The organism is Mesorhizobium sp. M0051, from assembly GCF_040323235.1.
In the GTDB taxonomy this organism is placed as follows: domain Bacteria; phylum Pseudomonadota; class Alphaproteobacteria; order Rhizobiales; family Rhizobiaceae; genus Mesorhizobium.
The window spans coordinates 53,266-69,175 of the sequence record NZ_JAMYUT010000030.1; the positions used below are offsets into that span (position 1 = coordinate 53,266).

At 62.4% G+C, this 15,910-nt stretch carries 11 protein-coding genes and 1 pseudogene; 5 read left to right on the top strand and 7 right to left on the bottom strand.

Going from position 1 to position 15,910, the window contains the following annotated elements; genetic code table 11:
* Positions 1–148 precede the first annotated feature (148 nt).
* The gene (locus NKJ90_RS26165) at positions 149–1,858 is read left to right on the top strand and encodes a trimethylamine N-oxide permease (RefSeq protein ID WP_023759001.1); all 1,710 of its coding nucleotides are present in this window, start codon (positions 149–151) and stop codon (positions 1,856–1,858) included.
* Between the two features lie 81 nt (positions 1,859–1,939).
* Here NKJ90_RS26165 and NKJ90_RS26170 read toward each other — a convergent pair whose 3' ends face one another.
* The 4 genes and pseudogenes from NKJ90_RS26170 to NKJ90_RS26185 all read right to left on the bottom strand — a co-directional run bounded on the left by NKJ90_RS26170 (position 1,940) and on the right by NKJ90_RS26185 (position 8,905).
* On the bottom strand, positions 1,940–5,080 hold the full coding sequence (locus NKJ90_RS26170) for an efflux RND transporter permease subunit (RefSeq protein WP_023759000.1): 3,141 nt from the start codon (positions 5,078–5,080) through the stop codon (positions 1,940–1,942).
* A gap of 192 nt (positions 5,081–5,272) precedes the next feature.
* The gene (locus tag NKJ90_RS26175; protein ID WP_023758999.1) at positions 5,273–6,421 is read right to left on the bottom strand and encodes an efflux RND transporter periplasmic adaptor subunit; all 1,149 of its coding nucleotides are present in this window, start codon (positions 6,419–6,421) and stop codon (positions 5,273–5,275) included.
* Between the two features lie 50 nt (positions 6,422–6,471).
* Positions 6,472–7,077 (bottom strand): annotated as a pseudogene (locus NKJ90_RS26180) (TetR/AcrR family transcriptional regulator).
* 187 nt (positions 7,078–7,264) lie between these two features.
* The gene (locus tag NKJ90_RS26185) at positions 7,265–8,905 is read right to left on the bottom strand and encodes an acyl-CoA synthetase (protein WP_023758997.1); all 1,641 of its coding nucleotides are present in this window, start codon (positions 8,903–8,905) and stop codon (positions 7,265–7,267) included.
* Between the two features lie 191 nt (positions 8,906–9,096).
* Here NKJ90_RS26185 and NKJ90_RS26190 point away from each other — a divergent pair, with 191 nt between their 5' ends.
* The 4 genes from NKJ90_RS26190 to NKJ90_RS26205 all read left to right on the top strand — a co-directional run bounded on the left by NKJ90_RS26190 (position 9,097) and on the right by NKJ90_RS26205 (position 12,814).
* Positions 9,097–10,062, top strand: coding sequence for a sugar-binding transcriptional regulator (locus NKJ90_RS26190; RefSeq protein ID WP_023758996.1), 966 nt, complete (start codon positions 9,097–9,099; stop codon positions 10,060–10,062).
* A 90-nt stretch (positions 10,063–10,152) separates the two neighbouring features.
* A complete protein-coding gene (locus NKJ90_RS26195; protein WP_023758995.1) occupies positions 10,153–12,207 on the top strand; it encodes a bifunctional aldolase/short-chain dehydrogenase in 2,055 nt (684 codons plus the stop codon).
* 75 nt (positions 12,208–12,282) lie between these two features.
* The gene (locus tag NKJ90_RS26200; RefSeq protein WP_023758994.1) at positions 12,283–12,540 is read left to right on the top strand and encodes a type II toxin-antitoxin system RelB/DinJ family antitoxin; all 258 of its coding nucleotides are present in this window, start codon (positions 12,283–12,285) and stop codon (positions 12,538–12,540) included.
* A 1-nt stretch (position 12,541) separates the two neighbouring features.
* Entirely contained in the window at positions 12,542–12,814 is a 273-nt protein-coding gene (locus tag NKJ90_RS26205) for a type II toxin-antitoxin system RelE/ParE family toxin (RefSeq protein ID WP_023758993.1), read from the top strand.
* Positions 12,815–12,828: 14 nt separating this feature from the next.
* On the opposite strand, the gene NKJ90_RS26210 is transcribed toward NKJ90_RS26205, so the two are convergent.
* The 3 genes from NKJ90_RS26210 to NKJ90_RS26220 form a co-directional block, all read right to left on the bottom strand.
* The gene (locus tag NKJ90_RS26210; protein ID WP_023758992.1) at positions 12,829–13,674 is read right to left on the bottom strand and encodes an acyl-CoA thioester hydrolase/BAAT C-terminal domain-containing protein; all 846 of its coding nucleotides are present in this window, start codon (positions 13,672–13,674) and stop codon (positions 12,829–12,831) included.
* A gap of 103 nt (positions 13,675–13,777) precedes the next feature.
* Positions 13,778–14,830: a substrate-binding domain-containing protein gene (locus NKJ90_RS26215; RefSeq protein ID WP_023758991.1), complete on the bottom strand. Its 1,053-nt coding sequence runs from the start codon at positions 14,828–14,830 to the stop codon at positions 13,778–13,780.
* Positions 14,831–14,880: 50 nt separating this feature from the next.
* A complete protein-coding gene (locus NKJ90_RS26220) occupies positions 14,881–15,876 on the bottom strand; it encodes an ABC transporter permease (RefSeq protein WP_023758990.1) in 996 nt (331 codons plus the stop codon).
* Positions 15,877–15,910: the final 34 nt, after the last annotated feature.

Consider the following 15,910-nt stretch of genomic DNA (forward strand, 5'->3'; position numbering starts at 1 on the left):
GAAAGCGTGTCGGATCAATCTTCACTGTTAAGAAAAAAATACGACTGAGTGGAAACACGCAGTCGCTCAATGCGTGCGTCGATGATGAAGCCTCGCGAAGTCGCGGCCGTCACGAACGGGGAACATCAAAAAAGGGGAACAAAGACACATGAGCACGATAACGACTGCCCTGGAGCCGCTTGCAGAAGGCAAGCTGCACCGGAATATCGATTGGCGCGGCGCCTTCTGGGTGGCGAGTGGCGTCCCTGCCCTCGTCCTGTTTTCGATCGGCGGCATTGCCGGCACGACCGGAACGTTGGCCTTCGCGATCTGGATCGCCTCCATGATCATGGGCTTCCTGCAATCCTTCACCTATGCCGAGATCGCCGGCCTGTTCCCGAACAAATCCGGCGGCGCCTCGATTTATGGCGCCACGGCCTGGCTGCGCTATTCCAAATTCATCGCGCCGCTGTCGGTCTGGTGCAACTGGTTCGCCTGGTCGCCGGTGCTGTCGCTCGGCTGCTCGATCGCCGCCGCCTACATTCTCAACGCGCTGGCGCCGGTGCCGCTGTTCACCGACGCCTCGCCGGATGTCGTCGCCTATATCGCCGCGCATGCCGGAACGAGTGCCGCCGACGCCATCACGGCGGTGACAGCCGCCGCAACGCCGGCGATCCGCAACTGGACGCTCTACAGCCACACGCTGGGACCGGTCTCGTTCACGTTCAACGCGACTTTCTTCATCGGCGCGGTGCTGATGCTGATCATCTTCGCCATCCAGCATCGCGGCATCCTCGGGACGGCCAACGTGCAAAAGTATATCGGCCTGCTGGTCATCATCCCGATGCTGATCGTCGGCGTCGTGCCGATCATCACCGGCCAGATCAACTGGGCGAATTTTTCGCCATTTGTACCGCTGGCGGCTGCCTATGCGCCAGAACCCGGCGTCTGGAATATCGCTGGCTGGACGCTGGTGCTCGGCGGCATGTTCATCGCCGCGTGGTCGACCTACGGCTTCGAGACCGCCGTCTGCTACACCTCGGAGTTCAAGAACCCCGGTACCGACACTTTCAAGGCGATCTTCTATTCCGGCCTTTTGTGCATGCTGCTGTTCATCCTGGTGCCCTTCACCTTCCAGGGCGTGCTCGGCCTTAACGGCATGTTGGCCACGCCGATCGTCGACGGCTCCGGCGTCGCCGACGCATTGGCCGGCATGGTCGGTGGCGGCGCGCTGATCCACAGCCTGCTGGTAATGCTGATGATCCTGGCGCTGGTGCTGTGCATCATGACCGCCATGGCCGGCTCTTCGCGCACGCTTTACCAGGGCTCGGTCGACGGCTGGCTGCCGCGCTATCTGAGCCATGTCAACGAGCACGGCGCACCGACCCGCGCCATGTGGACCGATCTCGTCTTCAACCTGATCGTGCTGGCCATCGCCTCGGCCGACGCGACGAGCTTCTTCTTCATCCTCGCCGTGTCGAACTGCGGCTACATCATCTTCAACTTCCTCAACCTCAACGCCGGCTGGATCCACCGCATCGACAACGGCCATATCGCGCGGCCCTGGAAGGCGCCGAGCTGGCTGCTCGGGATCGGGGCGATCTTCGCCTATGTCAACGCCATCTTCATGGGCGCCGGCGCCAAGGTGTGGAACCCGATGGCGCTGTGGGCAGGACTGATCACAGCGGCGCTGATCATCCCGGTGTTCTGCTTCCGCCACTACGTCCAGGACAAGGGCAAGTTCCCCGACCACATGCTGGCCGACCTCGGCATGACGGGAGCCGACCTCGCGGTCAAAAAGGCGGGCATGCTGCCCTATTTGACGCTGGTCGCCGGCGTGGTGGTGATGCTGCTGGCCAACTGGTTTTTCGTCATCTGACGACTTCCCGAAAAGGCCGGCAGCGGAAAGCCTTAACAGGATGGACAATCGGCCGGTCGAAACTCGACCGGCCGATATCGTTTATTCAGCCGCCAAGGCCAGTCGAGGCCTTTCGGCTACTTTGCTGGATGCCAAATCGTCTTCCTTCGCGGCAATCCTCTTGGGCTCGCGGCCGAAGAACAGGGCGTAGCCCGCCGGCAGGACCAGGATGGTCAGCACGGTGGCAACGAGGATGCCGCCCATCATGGCGTAGGCGAGCGGCCCCCAGAACACGCCGCGCGAGATCGGGATCAGTGCAAGCACCGCCGTCATCGCTGTCAGCACGATCGGCCTGAAGCGGCGCACGGCCGAGCCGACGATCGCTTCGTAGCGGTCCATGCCTCTCGCAATGTCCTGGTCTATCTGGTCGACCAGGATGATCGAGTTGCGCATGATGATGCCGAGCAGAGCGATGACGCCGAGGATGGCGACGAAGCCGAACGGCGCGCCGCTGATCAAAAGGGCCGCCGCAGCACCGATGATGCCGAGAGGACCGGTCGCCAGAACCAGCATCGCCTTGCCGAAATGCTGCAGCTGGATCATCAACAGCACGACGATGACGGCCAGCATTATCGGCGCCTTGGCGGCGATCGAAGCCTGGCTTTCCGCCGAATCCTCCGCACCGCCCTGGATCTCGATCTTGTAGCCGGGCGCCAGCCCGTCACGCAGGCCCTGCATGTCCTTGTACATTTTGGTGATGACGTCGTTTGACTGCACGCCATCCGGCAGCGTCGCCCGCACGCTGATGGTCGGCAAGCGGTCGCGGCGCCATTCGATGCCTTGCTCCAGCACCGGCACAACCTTGGCCACCTGCGACAGCGGCACGGAGCCGCCGAAATCGGTCGGAATATAGACGGAGTCGACCGAGGACAGCAGGCTGCGGCTGGCATCCGGCTCGCGGGCGACGATCGACACCGTCTCCTCGCCGTTGCGGAAGTCGTCGAGCGGCACGCCGGACATGGCCGCCCGCAGCGTCTGGCGGATGCGCTGCGAGGTGACGCCGAGCGCACGGGCGCGATCCTGGTCGATGTCCAGCTTCATGGCCGGCACCGGCTCGAGCCAATCGTCATGGACTGCGCCGAGTAGCGGATCCTCGCTGAACTTCGCCTTCACCTGGTCGGCGATGCGGCGCACCTCCTGGCGATCCGGCCCCATGACGCGCATCTGCACCGGCCATCCGGTCGGCGGACCGAGGAACAGACGGTCGACCTTGGCGCGGATCGACGGAAAATCCTCGGCCAGGACGGTGCGCAATTTGACGATCAGCCGTTCGCGGGCCGGTTCGTCATTGGCCATGACGAGCAGCTGGGCAAAGTTCGGGTTGCTCAGCTGCTGGTCCAGCGGCAGGAAGAAGCGCGGCGCGCCTTCGCCGATATAGGTAGCGATGAAGCGCTTGTCCTTGTCGTCCATCATCTTGGCTTCGAGCGCCTTGGCCTGTGCCTCGACCTCCTTGATGCTGGTGCCTTCCGGCAGCCAGAGGTCGACGAGGATTTCCGGACGCGACGATTGCGGGAAGAAGTTCTGCGGGATGAACTGGAAGGCCCACAGGCTGGTGCCGAAGGTGACCAAAGTCATGGCTAGGACGATGATGCGATGGCGCACCGCCCAGCCGACGGTTCCGCGCAGCCGGCGATAGAAGCGCGTGTCGAAGGCGTCGTGGTGGCTGCCAGCATGCTTGCGCTGCTTGAGGATCATGTTGCCAAGCCACGGCGTGAAATACACCGCGACGAACCAGGAGACGACCAGCGCGATGCCGACGACATAGAACAGGGTGCGGACATATTCGCCGGCCGTCGAGGCGGCGAAGCCGACCGGGATGAAGCCGGCCGTGGTGATCAGCGTGCCGGTCAGCATCGGGAAGGCGGTCGAGGAATAGGCGAAGCTTGCCGCCTCGATCTTGACCAGCCCCTCTTCCAGCTTCCGCTCCATCATCTCGACGACGATCATGGCATCATCGACAAGCAGGCCGAGCGCGATGATCAGGGCGCCGAGCGAGATGCGCTGCAGGTCGATGCCGAGTTCGTACATGATGGCGAAGGTGGCAGCGAGCACCAGCGGGATGGTGATGGCGATGATCAGGCCCGAGCGCCAGCCGATCGACAGGAACGAGACGACGAGCACGATCAGCAGCGCTTCGCCGAGCGCATGCATGAACTCGGCCACCGCATCCGTGACGACGCCCGGCTGATCGGAAATCTGGTCGACCGAAACGCCATAGGGCAGCGTCTCCTCGAAGCGCTTGTAGGTGGCCTCGACGTCCTTGCCGACATCGGTGACCTTAAATCCCTTGGCCATGACGACGCCAAGCTGCACGCTGTCATGACCGTTGAAGCGGTATTTGCGCTGGAACGGGTCTTCCAGACCTGAAGTCACCGTGGCGATGTCGCCCAGCCTTGTGACCTGGCCGCCGGCGCGCAAGCGCAGGTTCCTGATATCCTCGACCTTGGCGACGTCGCCTTCGACGGCAATGCGCACCGAATTGGTGCCGGTGTCGACGGATCCGGCCGGATCGACATTGTTCTGTCCCTTGATCGCGTTCTGCAGATCGGTCAGCGTCAGGCCGCGTTCGGCGAGCGCCTTGGACGAGACGTCGATATAGAGCTTTTCCGGCTGATCGCCGATGATGACGGCCTTCTCGACGCCGGGCGTCGTCAAAAGCATGTCGCGCGCCTGGATGGCGAACTTCTTCAACTCGGGATAACTGAAGCCGTCGCCGCTGATCGAATGCAGCGTGATGAAGGTGTCGCCGAATTCGTCGTTGAAATAGGGGCCGAGCAGGCCTTGCGGCAGGTCGCCTGATATGTCGCCGACTTTCTTGCGCACCTGATAGAAGGCGTCGGTCACCTCGGCGGTGTTGGTGTCACCCTTGATCTGGACCGTGATGATGGCGCTGCCGGCGCGGGTGAAGGAGCGGACGAAGTCGAGATGCGGCGTCTCCTGCAGCTTGCGCTCGATCTTGTTGACGACCTGGTCTTCCATCTCCTGGATCGACGAGCCCGGCCAGATTGCCTGGACGACCATGACCCGGAAGGTGAAATCGGGATCTTCCTTCTGGCCCATGCGCATCAGGCCGAGCGCGCCGGAAATGATGATCAGGCCAAACAGGAACCGCGCAATGGCGGGGTGGCCGATTGCCCAGCGCGACAGGTTGAAGGGCCGCTTCTCTTCCGTGGAATTGGTCATGGATGCAGATCCATCTGTTCAGCAATCGAGGTTCGGTATTGGCTTCCGGGCGGCAAGGCTCTCCGAGAGGAGAAACGCTCATCGCGGTGGGACGCGAAATCGATGTGGGGGTTACATCAATCGAGCGTCTCGGGTGGGCGCTTGCCGCCCGGAAACCAGCGGCTGCGGGAACGCGCAGCCGGTTGTCTTTCGTCAGCGCACCTGCTTGGTGTCGCCGCCGTCACCCGCCGCAGAGGCGGATTGCAGCACCGTGTCACCGGCGAATTTCACCTTGAGATTCTCGGTCATGAACTGCGTGCCGGCAGCGACCACGACGTCGCCGGGCTTCAGACCCTCTGCGACACGCACGCCATCGGCGGCAAACTTCGCGACCTTGACCGGACGGGCATGAACGGTATCGGCGCCACGATCGACGGTCCAGACGATCGACTGGCTGTCTTTCTCAGCCAATGCGCTCAGCGGGATCGAGACGAGCTGCCGTTCATTGGCGGCCGAGGCTTCGATGCTGGCGGTCATGCCGAGAAGCACGCGTGGGTCGTTTGGCAGGCTGACGCGGACGGCAAAGGTGCGCGATTGCGGATCGGCGCTGCCGGCGACTTCACGGACCTTGCCGTCCAGCGCCAACGCGTCGTCGGACCAGAAGCCCGCCTTGACGACCTTGCCCGGCTTGAATTCGGCGATTTCCATTTCCGGAACGGCGATCAGCACTTCCTTTTCGCCGTCGACCGCGACGGTGACCACCGGCGAGCCGGAGCCGACCACCTGGCCGACATCGGCGCTGACTGCGGTGATGATGCCATCCCTGTCGGCCTTGAGATCGGTATAGCCAACCTGGTTCCTGGCCTGGGCAAGCGTCGAGCGGGCGGAATCGCGGGTGGCGACGGCCTGGTCGTAGGCCAAGGTCGCCTGCTCCAGCTGCGATTTCGGCGCGAACTTCTTGTCGAACAGCTGTTCGGCGCGCTTGCGGGCAAGCTCCGATGTCTCGACCTGCCGATCGGCGGCATCAAGGGCTGCCTGCGCGCTCTTGACCGAAAGGTCGTAGTCGATGGGATCGATGCGGGCGAGCACATCGCCCGAGGCCACGTGCTGGCCGATGTCGACGAGGCGCTCTGTGATCTTGCCGTTGACCCGGAAAGCCAGCGCGCTTTCGGTGCGGGCCCGCACCGAGCCGGAATAGGAGAGCGTGCGCTTATCATGCGCCTGGGCGATCTCGACGACCTTGACCGGCCGGATGATCTCCTTGACCTCGGCTTTTTCTTGGCTGCAGCCGGCGAGCCCGAGGGCCGCGACCATCAGGCCAGCAACTGGCAGTTTGCGGAGGATGGAACTGGACAAAGACATCTTGTACTCCCGACTGGAGATGAACGGTCGATACCGGCGTTCGGCGGCTATTACTTCAAAGCCCTGATCGCATAGTCGATCAGGTCGTCGGGCATCGCCCGGTTGGTCTTGGCAAGGCATTGCGCCACCATCTGCGGATGACACAGGATGACGGTCGAGGCGCCGAAGCACCGAGACGCGATCACCGGATCCTGTTCCCTGAACTCACCGGCCTCGATGCCGTCGCGGATCACGTCCGCAAACAGGTCGTGAATGCTGTCGACATGCTTGTCGATGACGCCCCAGTCCCGTTCGAGTGCGACGACGACAATCTCGTGGACCTTCTGCTCGTCGAGCATGACTTCCATCGTCATCTTGTATTGGGCATGTATGTAGCGCCGAAGCCGCTCCTCGGCGCTGATCGGCAGGTGGGCAATCACCTAGGCCATCTTATAGCTTGCACCGAGCATCCGACCGCAGACCGCCTGGTGGATTTCCACCTTGGAAGCGAAGAAGCGGTAGATGTTGGCCGGCGACATGCCGAGTTCGCGGGCGATGTCGGCGACATTGGTCTTGCCGTAGCCGTAGTGGCGGAACAAGCGCTCGGCGCAATCGAGAATGCGCGTCACATTTTCCTGTCGGGCGGCGTCGGCGACGATGGTGGCGGCTTCGGACATGACCTCTGTTGCTTTACGAATGACGAATTTCAATTTTCGTCACTCGTAAATCGAAACGAGTGACCTGTCAATGCGATTTCGGCGTACTTGTACGATTGTTGACAGATGGTGACATTCGATAGACGTCACGAAGCCACCGGAGGATGCGGACCGTAGAGAATATTTTCCGCGAGAGACTGTCGGCGATTCAGGCGACCTTTGCCATTTCGCGCAGCCGGAACTTCTGAATCTTGCCGGTCGAGGTCTTCGGGATTTCGGCGAAGATCACCGCCTTCGGCACTTTGAAGCGGGCAAGCAGCGCGCGGCAGTGTTCGATGATCTCGGCCTCGGTCGCCGACTTGCCAGGCTTCAATTCGACATAGGCGATGGGCACCTCGCCCCATTTGTCGTCGGGCCTGGCGACAACACCGCAAGAGGCGACGGAGGGGTGTTTGTAGAGCGCATCCTCGACCTCGATCGAGGAGATATTCTCGCCGCCCGAGATGATGATGTCCTTGGAGCGGTCCTTGAGCTGGATGTAGCCATCGGCGTGCATGACACCGAGATCGCCGGAATGGAACCAGCCGCCGGCAAAGGCCTCGTCGCTCGCCTTGCGGTTCTTCAGATAGCCCTTCATGACGATGTTGCCGCGGAACATGACCTCGCCGATGGTCTCGCCGTCCGCCGGCGTCGTCCGCATCGTCTCAGGATCCATGATGGTCAGGCCTTCGAGTGCCGCATAGCGTACGCCCTGCCGTGCCTTCTTGGCGCTGCGTTCACCCTTTTCGAGGTCGTCCCAGGCGCCGTGCCATTCGTTGACGACCGCGGGGCCATAGGTCTCGGTCAGGCCATAGAGATGGGTGACGGCAAAGCCGGCATCGGCCATCCCCGACAGCACGGCTTCCGGCGGTGGTGCGGCGGCCGTGTTGAAGGAGACCGTCTGCGGGAACTCCCGCTTGTCCCCGTCCTTCGCATTGATCAGCACCGACATGACCACGGGCGCGCCGCAAAGATGCGTGACGCCGAGATCGGCAATCGCATCGTAGATCGGCTTCGGCCGCACCCAGCGCAGGCAGACATGGGTGCCGGCCTGGACGGCGAGCGTCCAGGGAAAGCACCAGCCATTGCAGTGGAACATCGGCAGCGTCCACAGATAGACCGCATGCTTGGCCATGCCGGCATGGATGGTGTTGGTGTAGGCCATCAGGGCGGCACCGCGGTGATGGTACACCACGCCCTTCGGATTGCCTGTCGTGCCCGACGTGTAGTTGAGCGAGATCGCATCCCATTCGTCGTCGGGCATCGACCAGGCGAAATCCGCATCACCACCGGCGACAAAGGCCTCATAGTCGAGCGAGCCAATCCGCTCGCCTTTAGGGTACGGCGCGTCGGCGGCGTAGTCGGGATCGTCATAGTCGATGACCAGCGGCTTGACCTTGGCCAGTTCCAGGGCCTGTTTGATGACACTGGAGAACTCGCGGTCGACGATCAGTACCTTGGTCTCCGCGTGGTCGAGTTGGAAGGCGATGACCGCGGCATCGAGGCGTGTGTTGAGCGAATGCAGCACCGCCTTGGTCATCGGCACGCCGAAATGCGCCTCCAGCATCGGCGGCGTGTTGGACAGCATGACGGTGACCGTGTCGCCCTTGCCGATGCCCCGTTTCTGAAGCGCCGAGGCAAGCTTCAGCGAGCGATGCCAGAAATTGCGATAGTCGATGCGCTGGCGGCCGTGGATGATGGCGATATGGTCGGGATAGGTCCTGGCCGCGCGCTCCAGATAGGTGAGCGGCGTCAGCGGCTGATGGTTGGCCGCGTTCTTGTCGAGATCCTGTTCGTAAGGATTGCCCATCCCCATACTCCCCGCGTTCTTTCTTTAGACGTTCTAATCACGGCCTCGGGCCGCGTCACCATCAACGATGCCCCGTTGAGGCGCATTTGGCGCAATGATCATCCAGATTCGCCTCGCCAAAGGGCATCGCATACCTGTGTCCAGTTTGACTTTTGTCGAGAGCCGTGAATAATGTCAGCCGAGGAGATGGCATGGCGATCAGACCGGCAGAACAACTTATCCACAAGGCCGCCTGGCTCTATTATGCCCATGGCCTGCGGCAGGACCAGGTGGCAAGCCAGCTTAACATTTCCCGCGCTTCGGTCGCCATGTATCTGCGCAAGGCGCGCGAGACCGGCATCGTCAACATCTCGACCTCGACCCAACTTTTCACCGACGATGTGCTGGCGCGCAAACTCGAAGATGCGCTGCACCTCGACGCCGTCTGGATCGCGCCTGAAAACGACCATATCGCCGACCCATCGACGGAAATCGCCGTGCTGGCGGCAAGCGTCTTTCTCGAGCTGGTCAAGAAGGGCGACCGCATCGGCGTCGCCTGGGGCCGGACCGTCTACATGATCGCCGACATCATGTCCTATGCTGACCTGCAGGATGTCACGGTGGCGCAACTCTGCGGCAATCTCGGCGCGCCCTATTCCTATCGGCCCGATCAGTGCACGATGGAGATCGCGCGGCGCCTGAACGCCAAGGGGCTCAACTTCTACGCACCGCTGGTGCTGTCGACGGAAGAGCTGGCACGTGCGCTGCGTGCCGAACCGGTGATCCGCGAACAATTATCGGGCGTCGGCGAATGCGATCTGGCGCTATACTCGGTCGGCGCGGTCGATGCCGACAGCCATCTGGTCAAATGCGGCGCGCTGACACCAAGTGAAATGGCGGAACTGCGAAAGCAGGGCGCTGCCGGCGTCATTGCCGGGCAGATCATCGACGCCGGGGGCAAAGTGCTCGACTGCAGTTATAACAGGCGGGTGATCTCCGCCGAACTTGCCTCACTGCGCGCCATCGCCCGGCGGCTGATGGTCGTACAGGAGGACAGCAAGTTCGAACCGCTGCTCGCGGCGATCGCCGGTGGCCTTTGCACGCATTTGGTGGTCGGCGCGCGCATGGCGCAGCGGCTCTTGGATCATGCGGCCGCCACGACAGAAAAGGCTTCCTAGCAATCAGCACTCCCGTCGCCGTCGCATTGTCATCAAAGCGTCGCGGCATTCCTGTTTCACCATCGAAGACAGCAATTGGACGAAGCGAACATGAAGAACCTGTGGAATGACGATGCAGCCGAAAAGCTCGTTGCCGACTATGCAAGGAAGGGCGTCGGCCGCGACCTGGCCTTGCGCGTCTACACGACGCGGCTGCTGGGCGGTGAACCGAGACTGGTGCTGCATGGCGGCGGCAACACCTCCTGCAAGACGACGGCCGTCGATCTTGTCGGCGACGAGTGGGACGTGCTGTGCGTCAAGGGCAGCGGCTGGGATATGGGCGTCATCGAGCCGCAGGGCCTGCCGGCGGTCAAGCTCAAGCCACTGCTCAAGGCGCGCGCGCTGAACAAACTGGCCGACGAGGACATGGTTGCCCTGCAACGCGCCAACCTCATCGACCCGTCATCGCCCAATCCTTCTGTCGAGACGCTGCTGCATGCCTTCCTGCCGCACAAATTCGTCGACCACACGCACTCGACTGCCATCTTGGCCATCGTCGACCAGGAAGATTCGAAACCGCTGGTGAAGACGGTGTTCGGGAGCAAGATGGGCTATGTGCCCTACATCATGCCCGGCTTCGACCTCGCCAAGGCGGCCGCCGACATCTTCGACGCCGACCCCACGGTCGAGGGCCTGATCCTCGACAAGCATGGCATCTTCACCTTCGGCGACGACGCCAAACAAGCCTACGACCGGATGATCCACTATGTGAATGTCGCCGAGGACTTCATTACCGCAAGCGGCAAGCCCAAGGCAGCAAAGGCAGCCTTGCCGGCAAAGCTCGCGACACCGGCGTCTATCGCGCCGATGCTGCGTGGTGCCGTTGCAGTGGCTCGCGGCGAAGGCCGCTTCGACCGCATGATCAGCGACTTCCGCACTTCGCCGGCAATCGTCGATTTCATCAATTCGACCGAGATTGCCGATTATGCTGGACGCGGCGTGTCGACGCCCGATCTGTCGATCCGCATCAAGACCGGACCGATGGCACTGCCGGCGCCCGATGCCGACAAGGCCGGCGACTACAAGGCGGTGATCAAGGACCATGTCGACGCCTTCGCCAAGGATTACCGCGCCTATTTCGAGACCAATGACGCGCTCGACGACGTCAAGCGCACCATGCTCGACCAGATGCCGCGGCTGACGTTGGTGCCGGGCCTCGGCATGTTCGGCCATGGCCGCACTCTGAAGGATGCGAAGATCGCGTCGGATGTCGGCGAGATGTGGATCGAGGCGGTGCGCGGCGCCGAGGCGGTCGGGCGTTTCCATCCGCTCTCCAAGGCAGACCTGTTCCCGCTCGAATACTGGTCGCTGGAGCAGGCCAAGCTCGCCTCCAACAAGCCGAAGCCGCTGACCGGCCAGGTCGTGCTGATCACCGGCGGCGCCGGCGCGATCGGTGCGGCGACAGCAAAACTGTTCGCCGACAATGGCGCTCACGCCGTCGTCGTCGATCTCGATGCCGAGAAGGCCGCCGAGGCGGCGAAGAAGGCCGGTAACAATTCGATCGGCGTCGCCACCGACATCACCGACCCGGCACAGGTGCGTGCCGCCTTCGACAGAGCGGTCGCCGTGTTCGGCGGTGTCGACATCCTGGTGTCCAATGCCGGTGCTGCCTGGGAAGGCCGCATCGGCGAACTCGACGATGCGCTTTTGCGCAAAAGCTTCGAGCTCAACTTCTTCGCCCATCAGTCGGTGGCGCAGAACGCTGTGCGCATCATGCTCGAACAAGGCACTGGCGGCGTGTTGTTGTTCAACACGTCCAAACAAGCAGTCAATCCTGGCCCGAAGTTCGGCGCCTATGGCTTGCCGAAGGCAGCGACCCTGTTCCTGTCCAGGCAATACGCGCTCGACTATGGCGCGTATGGCATCCGATCCAACGCCGTCAACGCCGACCGCATCCGCTCAGGCCTGTTGACCGACGCCATGATCGCCAGCCGCTCGGGCGCGCGCGGCGTGTCGGAGAAGGACTACATGTCCGGCAATCTGCTCGGCCAGGAAGTGACGGCGCAGGACGTGGCACAGGCATTCCTGCACCACGCGCTGGCCGACCGAACCACCGCCGACGTGACGACGGTCGACGGCGGCAATATCGCGGCGGCGTTGCGGTAGATTGAGAGAGCATCAACCGGCTTGCGCAGCTAGCAATCCGTAGCTACATTGTAGCTCACTCAGAGGAGTTATAACATGGCAACTGATACCGTGGTCCGCGCTCGGATCGATACGGCGACAAAGGATCAGGCAACAGAAGCCCTGGCGGCAATGGGCCTGTCGGTTTCCGACGCCATCCGCCTGCTTTTGGTTCGCGTCGCTGCCGACAAGGAATTTCCCTTTCCGGTGAAGGTGCCTAACGCAACCACTCGAAAGGCCATGGCCGAATTGGAACAGGGCAAGGGCAAGCGTTTCGCCTCGGCCGATGAGCTGTTCAAGGATTTGGGCATCTGATGTGCTGACGCCTGTTCGCTCCGGGCAATTCCGTCGCGACGTGAAACGTATTGAGAAGCGTGGCAAAGACCTTGGCAAATTGCGCGAACTGCTCGGCCGGCTGATCGCCGGAAACGAGCTACCGGCGAGTTATAAGGACCACCCCTTGAAAGGCGACTGGAAAGGCTATCGTGACGCGCACATAGAACCGGACTGGCTCTTGATCTATCGGGTGGCCAGCGACGAATTACAGCTTGCTCGGACCGGCTCTCACTCCGATCTGTTCAACGAGTAGCCGAAACCGGTCTGCTACAGCAGTTCCCGGATGCCTTCCCAAGCCTTTCTGCCAAGCCTTGAATCAGCCTCGTCATTGCCTCCGTGTGCATGCAATGCGGAGCGTGGTGTGTTCTCACCTGGCAAGAGAATGCGGTGGCCCGCGCCCGGCGATGAAACGAGATGTGTGACCTTGCCTTTGTTGTCTCGCCGCCGAACAATGTCCATTGCGAACCATAGGGAGGGCCACAGCGCGTCGTCGCCACCTGCAACCAGCAGAATCTCGGCCGATGCGGTCTCAACGGGGATGGCTGTCGCATTTGCTTCCCGTTCGAAGGCTTTGAAACAATGCTCAAAGTGTCCTCGGTAGGACACAAGGCCATCCACATACTCTCGGGTCCAATTCGGATCCGTCGGCACAAACGGTAGGGGAATACCGTCGAGCGACCATGAGGATCGCTCGGGCCAGCTGACACCATCCCGGCCCGCGCCGATATTTCCCCAAACCACCGATGACGGGCTGATTGCGACCACAGCGTCGATTCTCGGGTCATGGACCGCCGCGAGCAGTGAGGCCCCGGCACGCTTGGATGTGCCGACGTAGACGATGCGGCGGCATCCTGTTTCAATGAGAGAGTTGGTTGCCGCAAAGAAGGTTTCGAGGGGAATTTCGCATATTCCGGGAGCCTGGCCCTCGCCGCCGAACCACTGCAGGGCCAAGGCAGATGAGCCCTCGTTTGCAAAAAGCCGCGCGCGCCCGACATCGACGCGGCCACTCGATCCGCCCAACACCACGACGCCGGTGGTGGCCTGCGGGCATCGAAGCAATGTTCCGGCGACGGCACCGGACAGATTTTCCTCGATTGCGGTCTGTGGTTCCATACACGCACCGAACCTTGGGCCGGAACAAGCGAGCCGGCCCTGCAAATATTCGGCAAGAAGGCCGCCCGCAGCAAGCGGCTGCAAGCGGCCCTCGATAGCGAACTTACTTCGCGTTCGGGTTCGGCATCCAGGCCGGCATCGCGACATCGGCGTGAGCGAACTGCGGCAGCTTGGCCGACAGATCCTCCATGTTCTTGATGTCCTTGTCGATGAGGTCCTTCTGGGTGATCAGCGTCGGCGGCACGACGACGTTGTGGCCGGGATCTTCACCGGCCAGCAGCTGCGCCAGCGCACGCACCGAGACCTGGCCGACGACGGCCGGGTTGGTCGCGGCGGTCGCGGCCCAGGCGCTGTCGGGCTCGCGCATCGCTGATATATCGGACGTTGAGATATCGGCCGAATAGATCTTGATGCCCTTGTTCAAGCCCGCTTCGTCGACGGCGATCTTCACGCCCTTGGCGAATTCATCGTAGGGGGCGAACATCACCTTGATGTCGGGATGGGCCGACAGCACCGAGCGGGCCTGGTTGGCGACCGAGTTGGCGATCGGATTGTCGAGCGTGCCGAACATCGCGACTTCCTTGATGCCGGCATATTTCTTCTTCACGTCGACCCAGGTCTCGTTGCGGCGGTCGAGCGGCGCGATACCGGCGACATAGACATAGCCGGCATCCCAGCTCTCGCCATTGTCCTTGACCGCCTGCTCGAGCGCGAGGCGGGCCAAGTCGCGGTCGGACTGTTCGACCTGCGGGATCTTGGGGTTCTCGACATTGACGTCGAAAGCCACAACCTTGATGCCTGCGTCGACCGCACGCTGTGCGGCGTCCTTCATCGATTCTGTCAGGCCGTGCTGGATGATGATGCCCTGAACGCCGAGCGCAATGGCCTGGTCGACCATGTCGGATTGAAGCGCGGCGTCCTGGCGGCTGTCGAGCACGCGCAGGTCGATGCCGAGCGCCTTCGACTGTGCCTCGACGCCGCTGAGATAGGCCTGGAAGAAGTCACCGGTCGAGAGATAACGCACCAGCGCGATCTTGACGCCGGGCTTGTCGAAAGGCGCCGGCTTGTCGGCGGCCAGCGCCGGAACCTGCATCAGCATGGTTGCGCCGGCCAATCCGAGCGCCACCTTTCCCAGAAGTCTTCTTGTAATGCTCACTTTGTTTTCCTCCACTCTTGTTGAACCCAAAATCCTGTTCCGATCGAAAGCTACCTCCTGCCCCTGCCCGAAAGCGCAAAGGTGAAGACAAGGGCGACGACCAGAACCACGCCCTTGACGAAATCCTGCGTGTAGTAAGGCGCGTTCATCATCGTCAGGCCTTGCAGCAAGATGCCGACGAACAGCGCGCCAACGGCCGTGCCGAAGGCGTTCGGCTTGGCAGCACCCAGCACCGCGTAGCCGATCAGCGCCGCAGCGACGGCATCGAGCAGCAGATTATTACCCGAGGCGATGTCGCCCCGTCCAAGCCGGGCGGCGAGCAAGATGCCGCCGATCGAGGCAAAAACTCCTGAAATAACGTAGGCCCAGATCTTGTATGCCTTGACAGGCGCGCCGGCGAGTTCGGCGGCACGCTCGTTGCTGCCGACCGCATACATCATGCGGCCGAAACGGGTGTATTCGAGGAAGAACCAGATCAGCACGGCGAGCACGAGCAGCACCACCACCGACACCGGAATGAGGTTGGGGATGAAGAAATCGAAGCGGTGGCGGCCAAGCGCCAGGAAGGCGTCAGAGAATTTGCCGTTGGCGACCGAGCCGTCCGGCATGGTCATGCCGGTGGCGATCGAGCGGCCTTCGGTCGGAATGCGCTGCAGGCCGACGAGCAGGAACATCATGCCGAGCGTCGCCAGGAGATCAGGCACGCGCATGTAGACGATCAGCCAGCCGTTGATCAGGCCGACAATGGCGCCGATCAGCAGGCAGACGACGACCGCGACGAAGGCGTTCTGCTCCAGCACCACCATGACATAGGCGGCCGCCATCATGGCCGACGTGGCGACCGAGCCGATCGACAGGTCAAAGCCGCCGACGACGAGCGTCGCGGTGACGCCGAGTGCAAGCACGCCGGTGATGGCAACCGATTGGAAGATGAAGACGGCACTTTGCGGAGAGACGAAACCGTCGGCGGCAATGGCGAAATAGCCGACGAGCCCGAACAAGAGCACGATGAAGCCGTAGCGGATGGCGTGGTCGCGCGACGTCATTCAGCGCTCCCGCGCGCCGCTGCCGTCTTTACCC

Bases quoted from the DNA above. Each gene is read 5' to 3' on its own strand.
- NKJ90_RS26165 (WP_023759001.1), top strand. From the start codon at position 149: ATGAGCACGATAACGACTGCCCTGGAGCCGCTTGCAGAAGGCAAGCTG.
- NKJ90_RS26170 (WP_023759000.1), bottom strand. From the start codon at position 5,080: ATGACCAATTCCACGGAAGAGAAGCGGCCCTTCAACCTGTCGCGCTGG.
- NKJ90_RS26175 (WP_023758999.1), bottom strand. From the start codon at position 6,421: ATGTCTTTGTCCAGTTCCATCCTCCGCAAACTGCCAGTTGCTGGCCTG.
- NKJ90_RS26185 (WP_023758997.1), bottom strand. From the start codon at position 8,905: ATGGGCAATCCTTACGAACAGGATCTCGACAAGAACGCGGCCAACCAT.
- NKJ90_RS26190 (WP_023758996.1), top strand. From the start codon at position 9,097: ATGGCGATCAGACCGGCAGAACAACTTATCCACAAGGCCGCCTGGCTC.
- NKJ90_RS26195 (WP_023758995.1), top strand. From the start codon at position 10,153: ATGAAGAACCTGTGGAATGACGATGCAGCCGAAAAGCTCGTTGCCGAC.
- NKJ90_RS26200 (WP_023758994.1), top strand. From the start codon at position 12,283: ATGGCAACTGATACCGTGGTCCGCGCTCGGATCGATACGGCGACAAAG.
- NKJ90_RS26210 (WP_023758992.1), bottom strand. From the start codon at position 13,674: ATGGAACCACAGACCGCAATCGAGGAAAATCTGTCCGGTGCCGTCGCC.
- NKJ90_RS26220 (WP_023758990.1), bottom strand. From the start codon at position 15,876: ATGACGTCGCGCGACCACGCCATCCGCTACGGCTTCATCGTGCTCTTG.